Source organism: Bradyrhizobium sp. 1 (assembly GCF_023073315.1).
GTDB lineage: Bacteria > Pseudomonadota > Alphaproteobacteria > Rhizobiales > Xanthobacteraceae > Bradyrhizobium.
In genome coordinates this window covers 242,637-257,454 of sequence record NZ_JADPJH010000026.1, presented here as the reverse complement: position 1 = coordinate 257,454, position 14,818 = coordinate 242,637, and the positions used below count along the sequence as shown (strand labels likewise).

13 protein-coding genes are annotated in these 14,818 nt (G+C 64.7%); 7 read left to right on the top strand and 6 right to left on the bottom strand.

Translation table 11 applies throughout. The features are described from left to right. Positions 1-54: 54 nt before the first annotated feature. Positions 55-327, bottom strand: coding sequence for a phosphopantetheine-binding protein (locus tag IVB29_RS21725; protein ID WP_247505429.1), 273 nt, complete (start codon positions 325-327; stop codon positions 55-57). A 356-nt stretch (positions 328-683) separates the two neighbouring features. On the opposite strand from IVB29_RS21725, the gene IVB29_RS21720 reads away from it, so the two are divergent. The 4 genes from IVB29_RS21720 to IVB29_RS21705 all read left to right on the top strand — a co-directional run bounded on the left by IVB29_RS21720 (position 684) and on the right by IVB29_RS21705 (position 6,922). Continuing rightward, on the top strand, positions 684-1,901 hold the full coding sequence (locus tag IVB29_RS21720) for an acyl-CoA dehydrogenase family protein (RefSeq protein WP_247505428.1): 1,218 nt from the start codon (positions 684-686) through the stop codon (positions 1,899-1,901). A gap of 66 nt (positions 1,902-1,967) precedes the next feature. Further along, positions 1,968-2,948, top strand: a complete 981-nt coding sequence (locus IVB29_RS21715; RefSeq protein WP_247505427.1) for an amino acid--[acyl-carrier-protein] ligase — start codon at positions 1,968-1,970, stop codon at positions 2,946-2,948. Positions 2,949-2,984: 36 nt separating this feature from the next. Further along, positions 2,985-3,860, top strand: coding sequence for an acyl-CoA acyltransferase (locus IVB29_RS21710; RefSeq protein WP_247505426.1), 876 nt, complete (start codon positions 2,985-2,987; stop codon positions 3,858-3,860). A gap of 194 nt (positions 3,861-4,054) precedes the next feature. After that, on the top strand, positions 4,055-6,922 hold the full coding sequence (locus IVB29_RS21705; protein WP_247505425.1) for a PAS-domain containing protein: 2,868 nt from the start codon (positions 4,055-4,057) through the stop codon (positions 6,920-6,922). A gap of 126 nt (positions 6,923-7,048) precedes the next feature. On the opposite strand, the gene IVB29_RS21700 is transcribed toward IVB29_RS21705, so the two are convergent. Further along, positions 7,049-8,743 carry a bifunctional diguanylate cyclase/phosphodiesterase gene (locus IVB29_RS21700; protein ID WP_247505424.1) on the bottom strand — a complete coding sequence of 565 codons (1,695 nt, stop codon included), beginning with the start codon at positions 8,741-8,743 and terminating at the stop codon, positions 7,049-7,051. Between the two features lie 221 nt (positions 8,744-8,964). Between IVB29_RS21700 and IVB29_RS21695 the strand changes: the two genes are divergently transcribed. Further along, positions 8,965-9,225, top strand: a complete 261-nt coding sequence (locus tag IVB29_RS21695) for a hypothetical protein (protein WP_247505423.1) — start codon at positions 8,965-8,967, stop codon at positions 9,223-9,225. 6 nt (positions 9,226-9,231) lie between these two features. Here the strand turns inward: IVB29_RS21695 and IVB29_RS21690 are convergent, their stop codons facing one another. From IVB29_RS21690 to mtgA, 3 genes are all read right to left on the bottom strand, one after another. Beyond that, complete coding sequence (locus tag IVB29_RS21690; RefSeq protein WP_247505422.1) at positions 9,232-9,873, bottom strand: hypothetical protein; 642 nt, start codon at positions 9,871-9,873, stop codon at positions 9,232-9,234. Positions 9,874-10,019: 146 nt separating this feature from the next. Continuing rightward, complete coding sequence (rpmF, locus tag IVB29_RS21685; RefSeq protein ID WP_007598106.1) at positions 10,020-10,202, bottom strand: 50S ribosomal protein L32; 183 nt, start codon at positions 10,200-10,202, stop codon at positions 10,020-10,022. 168 nt (positions 10,203-10,370) lie between these two features. Further along, positions 10,371-11,045 (bottom strand): monofunctional biosynthetic peptidoglycan transglycosylase, encoded by a 675-nt coding sequence (mtgA, locus tag IVB29_RS21680; protein WP_247505421.1) that lies wholly within the window; start codon positions 11,043-11,045, stop codon positions 10,371-10,373. A gap of 161 nt (positions 11,046-11,206) precedes the next feature. On the opposite strand from mtgA, the gene IVB29_RS21675 reads away from it, so the two are divergent. Together IVB29_RS21675 and IVB29_RS21670 are read left to right on the top strand one after the other, a co-directional pair. Beyond that, positions 11,207-12,130 (top strand): polyprenyl synthetase family protein, encoded by a 924-nt coding sequence (locus tag IVB29_RS21675; RefSeq protein ID WP_247505420.1) that lies wholly within the window; start codon positions 11,207-11,209, stop codon positions 12,128-12,130. Between the two features lie 7 nt (positions 12,131-12,137). Beyond that, positions 12,138-12,824 (top strand): DUF1345 domain-containing protein, encoded by a 687-nt coding sequence (locus tag IVB29_RS21670; protein WP_247505419.1) that lies wholly within the window; start codon positions 12,138-12,140, stop codon positions 12,822-12,824. A 15-nt stretch (positions 12,825-12,839) separates the two neighbouring features. On the opposite strand, the gene IVB29_RS21665 is transcribed toward IVB29_RS21670, so the two are convergent. Beyond that, on the bottom strand, positions 12,840-14,654 hold the full coding sequence (locus IVB29_RS21665) for a caspase family protein (protein ID WP_247505418.1): 1,815 nt from the start codon (positions 14,652-14,654) through the stop codon (positions 12,840-12,842). Positions 14,655-14,818 lie beyond the last annotated feature (164 nt).

Below are 14,818 nucleotides of genomic sequence, written 5' to 3'. Positions count from 1 at the left end.
CGGCGGTTTTGGAACGGGGTGGTGAGATCTTGCCGGGAGGTGAGGCGCGCCTGATTAGGCCGCTGTCGCCGGCTGCAACTGGGTCGCGACCATGCGCTCCAGCGTCTCGACCGACTGGAAATTCTCCGGGGTGATCTCGACTTGCGGGATGGTGAAGTCGAACTCGGCTTCGACGCCGAGCATCAAATTGACCATGTCCATCGAGGTCAAGCCGGCGTCGACGAGTTTCGTCGATGGCGTGACGTCAGCCGTGAGCGAGTTCTGCTCGAGGATGCCCTTCACCAGCTTGATGATGCGATTGCGCACGTCGGTGTCGAAGGCCTGCATGGTTAAATTCCATCTGGATAAAAAGATCGGACCGGTCTGCGGGCTACGATGGGCAGGGACGGCCGATCCCGCAATGGGCGACACCATTACTTCGCGTTTCTTAGTAAACGATGACTCAGATTGTCTGGAATTTTTGGCTTCTTCCAGATCCCTAACGGGATCGCGGAAATCCGGGGGATGCAAACAACCGGGCCTTAACTGTTCGTTGGGAATTGGACTTCGTTTACCCTCTATTTCATCGACGAATTTGAATTAAATCCGTAGCCTCCAGCCGCAAGCTAGAATTGCCGGATGATCGTGGACGGCATCGCGAATGATGCTCTCGATCTCGAACGGCGAAACGGAGGCGGACGAGCATGAACGTGCGTGAAGCGGTCCTCACTGTCGACGAGACGCAATCAAGCTTCCTCGAGCAAGGTCCCTCTTTGATCGAGCGCGCCGCCCAAACCGCCGCTGCGGCGGCAGCCGACGCCGACGGCGTCGATCGCGACGCCCGCTTCCCACATAAAGCTTTCAACGTCGCGCGTGAGCAGAAATTGCTCGGTGTGATGATCCCGGTCGAGTTCGGCGGCTTCGGTGCCTCGATCCACGACGTTACCGACATCTGCTACACGCTCGGGCGCGCTTGCGCCTCGACCGCGATGGTCTATGCGATGCACACGACAAAGGTCGCCTGCGTCGTCAGACACGGCCACGGCATTCCCTGGATGGAAACCATGATGCGCCGGGTCGCCCGCGACCAATGGCTGCTCGCCTCCTCCACCACCGAAGGCCAGAACGGCGGCAACGTCCGCGCCAGCGCGGCCGCGGTCGACCACGCCGGCGATACCGTCTCGCTCACGCGCGACGCCACCGTGATCTCCTACGGCGCCGAGGCGGACGGTCTCGTCACGATCGCCCGCCGCGCCACCGAGGCGGCTGCCTCCGACCAGGTGCTGCTGGCGCTCGCCAAGGACGATTATTCGCTGAAGCGGACGCTGGGCTGGGAGACGCTCGGCATGCGCGGCACCTGCTCGACGGGTTTCGAGCTGAAGGTCGACTGCCCCGCCGACCGTGTCTTCCCTGAGGCCTATGACAAGATCCACGCCCAGACCATGACGCCGTTCGCGCATCTGTGCTGGTCGTCGGCCTGGGCGGGCATTGCCGCTGCTGCGGTGACGCGCGCACAGGCCTTCGTCCGCAAGGCGGCGCGCACCTCTGGTGGCCAGATGCCGCCGGCGGCCGCACATTTCACCGCCGCAAAAATGTCGCTCGCAAAACTCCGCGCGCTGATATCGGCCAATATCGACGCCTTCGCCCGCGCCGAGCATGACGAGCGTGCGCTCGGCTCGCTCGATTTCCAGTCGTCGATCACCCTTCTGAAGGTGCAGGCCTCCGAACTCGCGGTCGAAACCGTGATGCATGCGATGCGCACTGCGGGCCTTTCCGGCTACCGCAACGACGGCGAGTTCACCATGGGCCGCCATCTGCGCGACGTGCTGTCGTCGCCGATCATGATCAACAACGACCGCATTCTGGCCAACGCCGCAACCTCAACCCTGATGAGCGGCGTGCCGACGAGCCTTCGCGACTAAGTGCTTGGCGACGAACGTGCCTTGGCGACCAACAAGAACAATTTTGAAATAGCAGGACATCGAACCATGAACATTGCCGTCCTCCCCGATTCGCCCGAGACCGCGCCGCAAATCGCAGATCCGCTGGATCATCTCGCCGACAAGCTGTTCCACCGCATGGGCGCCGACGGCGTCTATGCCCGCACCGCGCTTTATGAAGGCGTCGTCGAGAAGCTTGCCGCGCTGATCACCAGCAACCGCGAGGCCGGCACCGAGGTGATGCGCTTTCCGCCGGTGATGAGCCGCTCCCAGCTGGAGAAATCCGGCTACCTCAAGAGCTTTCCGAACCTGCTCGGCTGCGTCTGCGGCCTGCACGGCACCGAACGCGAGATCAACGCCGCGGTAAGCCGCTTCGATGCCGGCGGTGACTGGACCTCATCACTCTCGCCGGCCGATCTCGTGCTGTCGCCCGCCGCCTGTTATCCGGTCTATCCGATCGCGGCGAGCCGCGGCCAACTGCCGAAGGGCGGCCTGCGCTTCGACGTCGCCGCCGACTGCTTCCGCCGCGAGCCGTCAAAGCATCTCGACCGGCTGCAATCGTTCCGCATGCGCGAATATGTCTGCATCGGCAGTCCCGACGATGTGTCCGATTTCCGTGATCGCTGGATGGTGCGCGCGCAGGCGATCGCGACCGATCTCGGCCTCACCTTCCGCGTCGACTATGCCAGTGACCCCTTCTTTGGGCGCGTCGGTCAGATGAAGGCGGTGAGCCAGAAGCAGCAGCAGCTCAAGTTCGAGCTGCTGATCCCGCTGCGCTCGGAAGAGCAGCCGACCGCCTGCATGAGCTTCAACTATCACCGCGAGCATTTCGGCATCACCTGGGACATCAAGGACGCCAATGGCGAGCCGGCGCACACCGGCTGCGTCGCCTTCGGCATGGACCGGCTTGCGGTCGCCATGTTCCACACCCACGGCACTGATGTCTCCGCCTGGCCCGCCAAGGTGCGGGAGATCATGGGCCTACAGCCGCAGATCGCGACTGAAGCTCACGGCGAAGGCTGGCGCTAAGATAAGAGGCCGACCATTTCTACGGGCAAGACGAGCGTGATCCACACCAAGGTCCGATGCCGCGAGATCACCGAAGCCGACGTCGATGCGGTCGCGGACCTGTTGACGCGCGGCTTCGTGGGCCGCTCGCGCAACTATTGGATCCAGGGCCTACGCCGGCAGGCTTTCCGGCCCGTGCCGGAGGGCTATCCGCGCTTCGGCTACATGCTCGACAATGACGGCACGCCGGTCGGCGTGCTGCTGCTGATCTACACGGCGCGAAAGGACGGCGAAGAGACCGCCATCCATTGCAATTTGTCGAGCTGGTATGTCGATCCGGCCTATCGCAACTATGCGCCGTTGCTGACCAAGATCGCGCAGCGGCACAAGGACGTCACCTACCTCAACATCAGCCCGGCGACGTGGACCTGGCCGATCATCGAGACCCAGGGTTTTCGCGCCTATTGCCGCGGCATCTTCTTCTCGGTGCCTGCGCTGGCGCGCGCCCCGCGCTGGAGCAAGATCGAGGTGATCTCACCCCACGCCAAGACGATCGAGGGGCTCTCCGAAGCCGAGACCGAGCTGCTGACGCGGCACGCGCGCTACAATTGCCTCAGCCTGGTCTGCCGTACGCCGAAGGGTACGTTTCCCTTCATCCTGCAACCAGTGCGCATCCGCCGCGGTTTCATTGCACCGCCTGCAATGAAGCTGATCTACTGCCGTAGCGCCGCCGAATACACCGCCTGCGCCGGCCGCATCGGCCGGTTGCTGCTGCGGCTCGGCAAGATCTCGGTGGCGATCGACGCCAACGGCCCGATTCCCGGCCTCGTCGGCATTTATACCGAGCGGCGCGGCCGCAAATATTTCAAGGGCCCGCACCGGCCGCGGCTCGCCGACCTCACCGATACCGAGCTCGTGCTGTACGGGCCGTAGCGGCCCACTTGTAGCCCGGACCAACTCTGGCTTGCAGACACTCTGACACTTGCGCGCCGACGCACGCATCTCTCCACCGTCGGTCACCCTCCGTAAACTACTGCGCTTAAGGGAATTTTCCGGCCTCTTCGCTACGCTCGGTGGCTGAATTACGTTGGGTTAAGTCTATTGCCCGCCGAGACACCGCCGATCCCATGACGTCGACCAGCGACAACGAGCTTGGTGCACGCCGCGAAGAAGGCCCGCAGGCCCTCGTCGGACTGAGCCAGCTTGCGCTCGACCATATGGAGCAGGGTGTCTGCGTCTACGACGCCGACAACCGGATCGTACTGGTCAACCAGCGCTACTTCACGCTGTTCAACATGTCGGCCGAGATAGTGCGGGTCGGGACCCGCTATCGTGACGTACTCGGTCACAGCGTCGCGCTCGGCAACATCCCCGCAGGGGAAGTCGATGCGCTCTACGCCAAGCGCATTGCCTTGATCGCGGCCGGAGAGCCATTCCGCACCCGACAGACGCTCGCAAGCGGCCTTGTCATCACGCTCGAGCTGAAGCCGCTTCCCGGCGGCGGCTGGATGACGATCTGCGACGACGTCAGCCGCCTCGCCCGGCTCGAGGCGGAATTGAGCGTGCAGACCGAGCGCAGCCAGCATGCACTCGCCAACATGTCGCACGGTCTCATCATGTATGATTCCGACAGCCGCATCGTCGTCTGCAACGAGCGCTTCCTGAACCTCTACGACCTAGACCCCGACATCGTGAAGCCGGGCGTCGCCCACGACACGACCATCGACCATTGGCTCTCGCGCGGCAACATGCCGGGCATGTCGGCCGACGAGTTCCACGACACGCGCCTGGAGGACGTGCGCAGCAGGAAGGCAAAGACCCTGCTGGTGATGCGCTACGACGGGCGGATGGTACAGGCGGTCTCCCGCTTCCTGCCCGACGGCGGCTGGGTCACCGTGCATGAAGACGTCACCGAACGGCTGCAATACGAGGAGACGCTGAGGCAGCAGAATTTCATGCTCGACGCCGCGCTGGAGAACATGGCGCACGGGCTCGCCTTCTACGACAGCGACATGCGCCTGCGCGTCTGCAACAACACCTACCGCAAGATCTACCGGCTGTCGCCGGAAGAGACCAGGCCCGGCACGCATCTCGGCGAGCTGATCGAGCGATCGATGACGAACGGCGCGTTCTCTTCGGAATACACCCCGCAGCAGGTCCTGGAAGCCGCCAGCGCGCGGATCGCGGACCGCGATTCCTCCGCGATGCGCCGAAGCATGACGAATGGCACCATCATCTCGGTGCGTTACTGCGCGCTGCCCGAAGGCGGCTTCGTCGCGACCTACGAAGACATCACCGAGCGCGAGCACGCAGTCGAGGAACTGAGCGAGCAGTACCGGCGCTTCGACGCGGCGCTGAACAACATGAGCCAGGGCCTCTGCATGCTCGATTCGAGCCTGCGCGTGATCGTCTGCAATCGCCGCTATATCGAGATGTACGGCCTGTCGCCCGACATCGTGAAGCCGGGCGTCTCGATGCGCGAGATCATGGAGCACAGCTGCGATCTCGGCATCCATCCGAACATGACGGGCGCGAAGATCTACGCCGACTATGTCGAGCGGTTACGCGAGGGCGAGCACACGCTGCACCGCCATCTGACCGACGGCCGCATCATCAAGCTCAATCACAAGCGGATGGAGCTCGGTGGCTGGGTCGTCACCTATGAGGACGTCACCGAGCGCCACAAGGCGCAGGCCCGCGTCGCGCACATGGCGCGGCACGACTCCCTGACTGACTTGCCCAACCGCACGCTGTTCCGCGAGAAGATGGGCGAGGGGCTGAACCAGGTCGCGATCGCCGGCGGCGCCATGGCCGTGCTGTGCTTCGACCTCGACAATTTCAAGACCGTCAACGACCGCCTCGGCCACGCCGCCGGCGACCGGCTGCTGCGCTGGGTCGCCGCGCGCCTGAAGGAGAATGTCGGCGAGCACGACACCGTTGCGCGCCTCGGCGGCGACGAGTTCGCTGTGCTCCAGCGCGGACCGCAGCCGCAATCGGCCGAACGGCTCGCTCGCCGCCTGGTCGAGATCATCGGCCATCCGCCGCCACTGGAAAGCCAATCGATCCACGTCGGCGTCTCCGTCGGCATCGCGATCGCGCCCGACCACGGGCTCGATGCCGACGAGCTGATGAAATGCGCGGACCTCGCGCTGTACCAGACCAAGGCCAAGGGACGCGGCGCCTATCAGCTGTTCGAGCCCGAGATGGAGGAACATGCGCGCAGTCGGCACGCGCTGGAGTACGATCTGCGCGGCGCGCTGGAGGCCAATGAATTCCACCTGGTGTTCCAGCCGCAGGTGCGGCTCGACACCACCGAGCTCACCGGCTTCGAGGCGCTGCTGCGCTGGAAACATCCCTCGCGTGGCTTGGTCTCGCCGGCGGAATTCATTCCGATCGCCGAAGAAAACGGGCTGATCGTTCCGATCGGCGAATGGGTGCTGCGCACGGCCTGCGCGACCGCCGCCTCGTGGCCGGATGTCACCGTCGCGGTGAACCTGTCGCCGGTGCAATTCCGCGCGCGCGGGCTGGTGACGATGGTGACGAGCGCGCTTGCCGAAGCGGGGCTACCGCCGCGGCGGCTCGAGCTCGAGGTCACCGAGACTGCGCTGCTCGACGACAGCGAGGCCACGATCGAGATCCTGCATCAGCTCCGCGCGCTAGGGGTGCGCGTCAGCCTCGACGATTTCGGCGTCGGCTATTCCTCGCTCAGCTATCTGCGCAAATTTCCGTTCGACCGCATCAAGATCGACCGCTCCTTTGTCGGCACGCTCGGCGAAAGCCCGGAGAGTGTCGCCATCGTTCGCACCATTGCCAGCCTCGGCTCCGTGCTCGGCGTCGAGACCACGGCGGAGGGTGTCGAGACGATCGAGCAGCTCGACTTCGTCCGCGAATGCGGCTGTACCGCGGTGCAGGGATATTATTTCGGCAGGCCCTGCCCGGCGGCCGAGGTGGGGCGCACCATCGAGACGCTGAACGCGGTTCGAAGGGTGGCGTAATCCGGCTGTTCCCGCTCCCCTCGTGAGGTTTCACGAAAACAACCCCATGCACAGTAGAGAGGGGGTTGATTTCAAAGGGAATTTTGGCAGGCCGGTAAAGTCTCTCACCGATGCGGCGACGAAGCCCTACCCCGCCGCCGGAAACACACTATCCGACACCGCGGCCCATGGGCGCTCGGCTGAGGCCAGCCCGATCAACCTGCCCTGGATGTAGTCGCAGCCCCAGTCGCGCAGCATGTTTGCGGCCTCCTCGTCCTGCACCCATTCGGCGACCGTCTTGATGTCGAGGCGGCGGGCGAGGTCGATCAGGGTCTGCACGAAGGCGCGGTCGTCGGCGGAACGGGTGATGTTCTGCACGAAAGCGCCGTCGATCTTGACGATGTCGACGCCGAGCTTGCGCAGATTGCGGAACGAGGTGTAGCCGGCGCCGAAATCGTCGATGGCGATGCGGCTGCCGAAGTTCTTCAGCCGCGTGACGAAGCCGCGCACGTCGTCGATGTCCTGGATCGCAACCGTCTCGGTGATCTCGACGATCAGCCGCTCGGCGACGCCGGGATGGGCCTGCATCAGCGATTCGATGCCCGCCCACCAATCCGGATCCATGGTCGTATCAGGCGAGATGTTGAGGCTGAGGCGGATGTCGGGCGCGGCCGCGAGCTCGGCAACCACGAGCTCGAGCACGCGGTGATCGACGAGGCGGATCAGGCCGAGCCGTTCGGCGACCGGCACGATGTCGGGCGCGAGCAGCACCTGGCCGTCGCCCTGGTCCATCCGCACCAGGCATTCATGGAACGCGCGCTCGCGTGAGGCGGCCGCAACCACCGGCTCATAGGCGAGCTTGATGCGGCGCTCGTTCAGCGCGGTGACGATCTCGTCGGTGACGCGGATGTTGACGCGGCGCTGCGCATCGCGCGTGGCATCCGGACGCCAGGTCGCAAACGAGCCGGCGCGGCGGCGCTTGGCGGCGTCCAACGTCTCATGGGCACGGTTGACCGCCTCGTCGGTGTTGCGGGCGTAGCGCGGCAGGCTGACCGCGCCGATCGAGGCCGTGACCGAGACCGGACCGGATTTCGTCGGCACCACCTCGTCGCGGATGCCGGCAAGGAAACGCTCAGCGGCGACGTTCATGTCGTCAATGGTGCAGTTCTTCAGGATCAGGCCAAACTTGTTGCCGGAAAAGCGCCCGAGTACGTCGCCGCCGCGCAGGCGCGCGCGGATGCGTTTGCCGATGTCGAGAATCACGGCGTCGGCGACGTCGAAGCCGAAGGCGTCGTTGACGCGGGCGAGGTGATCGATGCCGACCAGCATGAAGGCTGCTGTCGAGCGGAAGCGGGTCGTCTCCTCGATCGCCTCGGCCAGCGCCGCAATCAGATGCGAGCGGTTGAGCTCGCCGGTGAGAGGATCGAGCCGGGCGAGCTTCGTCAGCTCTTCGTCGCGGGCATGACGCTCATTGTTGATGCGAACGGAGCCAATCGCACGCGTAGGGCGGCCGTCGGGACCGGCAAACCAGCGGCCGGTCTCCTCGATCCAGACCACGGGATCGGCGGCGCTCATGCGCACGCCGTACTCGACCCGGTAAGGCGTGCCGTCGGCACCGTGCACGGGGGAGGTCTGCGCCAGCGCGGCGGTTCGGAGCGTTTGCACGGGCTCGATCAGCTTGGCGAATTCGGCGCCGGTCGCGAGCCGCTCGGCGGGGATGCCGGGGAAGACGCTAGTAACCTGGTCGCCCCACACGATGGCGTCGTTGGCGATGTCCCAGACGAAAACGGCCTGGCCGAGGGCAGCGAGGATGTCGGAGGCTTGCGGCAATGCAGGGGTCAAAATCGCCTCGTTTCGGGACAGCGGGTAGTCCTGAGCCGGCACAGAATACGGCCAGATTCGCCTCCGACCCTAGGCAAAGTTCATAAACAATTTGGAAACCACGTTGTGAAGGGGCAAGGGAACCAAACCGGCCCGTCCGGCATAGGCCTTGCGAGTACTGACACGCACCCGGCGCCCGCGTCCCGAAACGCGACAGGCTCACCGGATCAACGGTGATAGCGATGTTGAGTACTGATCGATTGGACGAGGCGGCGAACGGCACGGGCACGGCCCTGGTGCCGATGATCCCGACATTGCAGTGGGTCAACAAGGCCCCACTGCCGCGCCCGGATCCGAGCTTCGTCACCCAGCTCATCGCCAATGCCGAGCAGCTGCCCCAGACCAGCCGGCTCCGGCGGGCGTCCTCGGAAGATGCGCAAATGGCCTATGGCGGCAAACGCCCTCTGCCGAGCGTTACCGCGCGCACGCGGCAGGTGGCTTGAAGTCAATCAGCGCAGCGTATCGGGCGAGGACGGCGTGCCGTTGCCCGGCTGCAAATCCGGTGAAGGAATTTCCGGCGAGGGTGGGATCAGCGGCTTCGGCGCGGGATGATCCATCAGCACGGATTCGGCAACCGACTGCGCAGTAGGCGCGGGTGGCGCGACCGGTGCTGGCGCGGTCACCGGCTCGAACCTGGGCTCGGCCGCGACTTCATCGGCCGGTGGCTCGGCCTGGCGCTTGGCCTTGCGCGGTGCCGGCACTGTTGTCTCGGCGACATAGGTGACACGGCGGCGCGTGCGCTGGGCAATACCGCCGAGGAAATCGGCCATCGCGAGCAGCACCAGCAGGAAAAAAGTGGAGTTGCCGAATTTGGGCCACATCACGAATTCGGCCGCGGCTGCGCCGAACAGGATCAGCGACAACAGATGATCCATCAGGAATTTCGCGCCGGGCCGCGCGCCTTTGACCACCTCGAGCAGCAGCAGCACGACGCCAAGGGCGAGCATCAAGTCGGCGAGCGTGACCGGCCAGGTCTCGCCCGTAATCATCGGCACCTTGAACAGCACGTCCGTAAAGGACACGCTCGGCATCAGGAAGGCGATGATGTTGTAGACCGCGAGCGGAATCAAAAGCAGCGGGAAACCGACCATCGGCGAAATGCCTTCTCGATCAAGATATCCGGACAGGACAATGCGGCAGCGAAGCATTGGCTCCGCCGCCGTCACTGTCATATCTCATAGGGTGGCCGAAATCAGGCAGGCGAAATCATCCTGCCCAAAGAATAAGGTCCTAAAACTCAGGACTCTTTCTTCTTCAGGACCTGACGGCCCTTGTACATGCCGGTCTTGAGGTCGAGATGGTGCGGACGACGGAGCTCGCCGGAGTCCTTGTCTTCCACATAGGTCGGCTTCTTGATGGCGTCTGCCGAGCGGCGCATGCCACGACGCGACGGCGAGGTTTTTCTTCTCGGAACGGCCATTTCAATATCCTCTAGGGATTGGTGTTTCGGGGCATCGTCCGCAAAGGGACGGCTCAGCACCCGCAAACCGAGGCGAGCTGAATGCCAGTCAAGGCCGGGCTTATAGAGGAAGGCAGACCTTAAATCTAGGGTTCTGGGCCGGAAAATACGCCCGAAAAGGACCCGAAATCAGCGATTTTCCCGCCAGCAGGTCGAAAGCGAGGTGGCCTGCGCCCTTGCCACATAGGTCCCGGCCAGCCGCCGGACGCCCGGCCCCGGGGTCCGGGCGCTGCGTTTGACCGGATTCGGCAGGATCGAGGCTAAAAGTGCCGCTTCCCGGGGCGAGAGGTCCTCGGCCGATTTGCCGAAGGCATAGGCGCTGGCTGCCTCGACGCCAAACTGGCCCTGCGGGCCGAGTTCGGCGATGTTGAGGTAAATTTCCAGGATCCGCGCCTTCGGCAGGACGAAGTCGATCCACAGCGCCAGCGGGAATTCCAGAGCCTTGCGGACGAAATCCCGGCCCTGCCAGAGGAACAGGTTTTTCGCCACCTGCTGGGTGATGGTGGAGGCGCCCCGGAAGGCGGTGCCGTCCTCCTTGGCGTCGTCGATGGCCTCGCGCAGTGCGCCCCAGTCGATGCCATGATGCTTGCAGAAATGGGCGTCCTCGGCCGCCACCACCGAGCGCGGCAGATAAGGCGACATCGCCGCCAGATCGATCCATTCCCGCTGCATCGGCGCGCCCCGCAAGCTACGCCAGGCCATCAGCGTCGAAACCGGATGGCCGGTGCGGTAGAACGGCGCAATCACGTAAGGCGCGAGCAGCGCAACCGCGAATACCAGGAGAAGGGTTTTGACGATCCGCAAATCAACCTTTCCGGCGCAAAATGAAATGCGGCCACGGGCTGGGCCATTAAGTCTGTGATAATTCGGGCCTTTTCCAGCACTTTTTAGGCCTTCCAAACGATTGACTGGGACGGGCGCATAAAGGATTGTCCCGCCGAATTTTAGTTCTGGAGCCCTTCTTGATGACCGGCACGTCCCCGTCCGATTTCGCCAAACGTCTGGACAAGACCGCTGATGACACCGAGGCCCTGCTTGGCCGCCTGCTGTCGGACGACATCCTGCACGATGAGATCGCCCGGCCCAAGCGACTGATGGACGCAATGCGCTATTCGAGCCTGAACGGCGGCAAGCGCCTGCGGCCGTTCCTGGTGGTCGAGAGTGCGGCCGTGTTCGGCGTGTCGCGCGAAGCTGCGCTGCTTGCTGGTGCGGCGCTCGAATGCATCCACTGCTACTCGCTGATCCATGACGACCTGCCGGCGATGGACAATTCGGACCTGCGTCGCGGCCGCCCCACCCTGCACAAGAAGACCGACGACGCGACCGCGATCCTCGCGGGCGACGGCCTTCTGACGCTCGCCTTCGACATCATCACCCGCGACGAGATCCATCGCGACGCCAATGTGCGGCTGCTGCTGACGCGCGCGCTGGCGCGCTGCGCCGGCATCGGCGGCATGGTGGGCGGCCAGATCCTCGATCTCGCCGGCGAGGGCCGTTTTGGTGGCAACGAGCCGATCGATGTCGCCCGTATTCAGCAGATGAAGACCGGCGCGCTGCTGCGCTACGGCTGCATCGCCGGCGCGATCCTCGGCCAGGCCTCGCAAAAGGAATATCAGGCGCTCGACGATTACGGCCGCGCGCTCGGCGAAGCCTTCCAGATCGCCGACGATCTGCTCGACGTCGAAGGCGATGCGGCAGCCCTCGGCAAGCCGGCCGGCGCCGATGCAGCGCTCGGCAAGACCACCTTCGTCACCCAGCTCGGCATCGACGGCGCCAAGCAGCGCGTGCGCGACCTGCTCGCGCGCGCCGACAGCGCAGTGTCGATCTTCGGCGACCGCGCCGTCGTGCTGCAGGCCGCAGCGCGGTTTGTCGCCGAACGGAAGAACTAGCCGCGCGATGGCGGGCGGCGACAAAGAAGATCCTGCCCTCGCCCGCTTCCGCAAGATGTCGCGGCCGGTGCGGCTGATTTACGCCCGGCCGCGGACGTTTATCTCGCTCGGCGCCGGCATCCTGGTCTGCCTGCTCGTCCCCGGCTCGCACCGGCTGGTGACCCGGCTCTTGTTCGGCTGGGACGCCCTGATCGCGGTCTATCTCGTGCTGGTCTACACGATGATGCTGTGCAACGACCACCATCACATCCGCCGCGCAGCCGCGATGCAGGACGACGGCCGCTTCGTGATCCTGCTGGTGACGGCGATCGGCGCGTTTGCGAGTATCGCAGCGATCGTCTCGGAGCTTGGCGCTCACCGCGGCGCCGCGGAACTGACCATCGCCATAACCACCATCGCGCTATCCTGGGCTGCCGTGCACACGACTTTCGCGCTGAATTACGCCCATGATTATTACCGCGACCCGACCGGCGGATTGCAGTTCCCGAGCGGCGACAAGGAAGATCACTGCGACTATTGGGACTTCGTCTATTTCTCGTTCGTGATCGGCATGACCGCGCAGGTCTCCGATGTCGGCATCTCCGACAAAATCATCCGCCGCACGGCAACGGCGCACGGCATCGTGTCCTTCATCTACAACACGGCCTTGCTGGCGCTGACCGTGAACATCGCTGCGAGCGCGATTTCGAACTAATCTGCGGTCCCGGGCCTAGTGACACACCTCGGCATTGGCATCATTGCCGGGGCCGCCGCCGCCGCGAAATTCGAGATGGCAACCGCGGTTGACCGGACGGCAGCCGGCGCTGTTGCAGAACAGCTGCCCTCCGCCCGAAGGCCGACTGACGCCCGCGGCGGCAGCAATGCCGGCAGCGGCGCCATAACCACCTGCCGCGCCGCCAGCCTGACGGCGCTGCCGTGCAGGACGGTCCTCGCTATCGTCACGTTTCGCAGTCGCAGGCTTCGCCGGCTTGGCCGCACGCTGCTTTTCGCACTCATTGTCGTCGTTGATCGCGTAGCCATCACGGCAGACGATCTTGCTGCACTTGTCACCGTCAGCCTTGAAGCCGTGCTCGCAAACCAGGGGGCAGACGCGTGACGGCTTGGCCTTGACCGCATCGAGCGCGTCGGTGCTCGCGACCTTCACGTCGAGCTTGGTGCCGGCATAGCGGTTAAACTGTGACAGCGACCGCTGCGAGGATGTATTCCAGTTACCGTCTGCCTGCCCTGAGAAGCAGCCGACGCGACTGAGCTCAGTCTGCATCGAGCGGCTGAGATCGGCCGGCGCAGTGGCCGGCGTCAGCGACGCGACGTTGGTGCTGGCGGGGCTCGCCGTGCTAGCCGGCGCAGTGCTCGGTGCGGCGGCGGCGAGATTGACGCGCTGCTGTTCGGCGGCAGCCGCCTGCTGCTGCGCCTGCTCCTTGGCCTTCTGCGCGGCAACCTGCACCTGTTCGGCGGCTTTCGCATCGGCTGCAGCCTTGGCCTGGGCATCCTTCTGCGCGCCGACCGCGGCGAGACGATCTCGCTCGGCCTCGGCCTGTTTCGCCTTCTCCGTCGCCACAGCGTGGGCCTGCTCGGCGCCGATTTTTTCGACCTGAAGCTTGGCAAGGCTCGCATAGAAACCGTCGGGATGCTGGGCGAGGAACGCATCCCACGCCGCCCTGTTGCCGACCTGAAGCGCGAGCTCGTAGTCGCGGCGGATATCGGCCTGCGGGTTCGCCACTGGCGCCACTGGTGCTGCAGCCACCATTTTGACCGGCACCAGCGGGACGTCTTCGCCGCCGAGCGAGCCGTACACGAACGGCTCCTGCTTGTTGGCGGTCGATTTGAGCACGTCGTCGCGCACGAAACCGAAGGCGCGGCGGACGTCGAGACCCGGTGTCGTCAGATGCTTCGACAGCGCGATCGTGAACGGGCTGTTGGCGCCGTCGCCATCCTGCGCCGTGAAGCCGGCCTTGGCCGAATAGGCAATCAGCGTGTTGGAGCTGGTCGGCTCGACCTGGGCCAGACCACGGCCGATGCCGCGCGAGGCAAGCGTGCGCTTCATGGTTCGGCCGAACGGATTGTCACGGCAGGCATCGAGGATCACCAGGCGAAGCTGTTTTGCCGGCTCGACCGCGACCAGGACGCGATCAAGGGAAAGCGCCTCGTCATATACGTCGGTGTCGCGCTCGAGCTTGGCGTCGACAGGGATCAGATAGTTAGAGCCTTCGACCTCGATGCCGTGGCCGGCATAGTAGACCACCGCGATGTCGGCATCGCGGGTTGTATCGGCGAATTCGCGCAGCACGCGCCGCGTATCCAGGGCCGACAGATCGTGCCGGGAATCGACAATGTCGAAGCCGGCATCCTTCAGCGTCTTCGCCATCACCGAGCCGTCGTTGACGGGGTTCGTCAGCGACGGCGCGTGCTGATAGGCCGAGTTGGCGATCACCAGCGCGACGCGCTTTCCTGCGAATGCGGGCCCGGCGCCGAACAGCAGCGCGGCGGCGAGGAGAAGCGGGCAAAGTCTGAATAAATTGCGCATGACACGATTTCCGAAAATTCTTTGAGCAGCTTTAGCAGGACCGGCCAGCGGCGCTTGTGATGGAGGTCACCAAGGGGCGCCGGCGACCAGCCGAAAGCCCCCTTTTGTATGTCGCACCAGAACGGCCGCGGTTCGCCGGCAAAGGCGGGGCCGGACCGGATTCC

Bases quoted from the DNA above. Each gene is read 5' to 3' on its own strand.
- IVB29_RS21725 (WP_247505429.1), bottom strand. From the start codon at position 327: ATGCAGGCCTTCGACACCGACGTGCGCAATCGCATCATCAAGCTGGTG.
- IVB29_RS21720 (WP_247505428.1), top strand. From the start codon at position 684: ATGAACGTGCGTGAAGCGGTCCTCACTGTCGACGAGACGCAATCAAGC.
- IVB29_RS21715 (WP_247505427.1), top strand. From the start codon at position 1,968: ATGAACATTGCCGTCCTCCCCGATTCGCCCGAGACCGCGCCGCAAATC.
- IVB29_RS21705 (WP_247505425.1), top strand. From the start codon at position 4,055: ATGACGTCGACCAGCGACAACGAGCTTGGTGCACGCCGCGAAGAAGGC.
- IVB29_RS21695 (WP_247505423.1), top strand. From the start codon at position 8,965: ATGTTGAGTACTGATCGATTGGACGAGGCGGCGAACGGCACGGGCACG.
- IVB29_RS21690 (WP_247505422.1), bottom strand. From the start codon at position 9,873: ATGGTCGGTTTCCCGCTGCTTTTGATTCCGCTCGCGGTCTACAACATC.
- rpmF (WP_007598106.1), bottom strand. From the start codon at position 10,202: ATGGCCGTTCCGAGAAGAAAAACCTCGCCGTCGCGTCGTGGCATGCGC.
- IVB29_RS21675 (WP_247505420.1), top strand. From the start codon at position 11,207: ATGACCGGCACGTCCCCGTCCGATTTCGCCAAACGTCTGGACAAGACC.
- IVB29_RS21670 (WP_247505419.1), top strand. From the start codon at position 12,138: ATGGCGGGCGGCGACAAAGAAGATCCTGCCCTCGCCCGCTTCCGCAAG.
- IVB29_RS21665 (WP_247505418.1), bottom strand. From the start codon at position 14,654: ATGCGCAATTTATTCAGACTTTGCCCGCTTCTCCTCGCCGCCGCGCTG.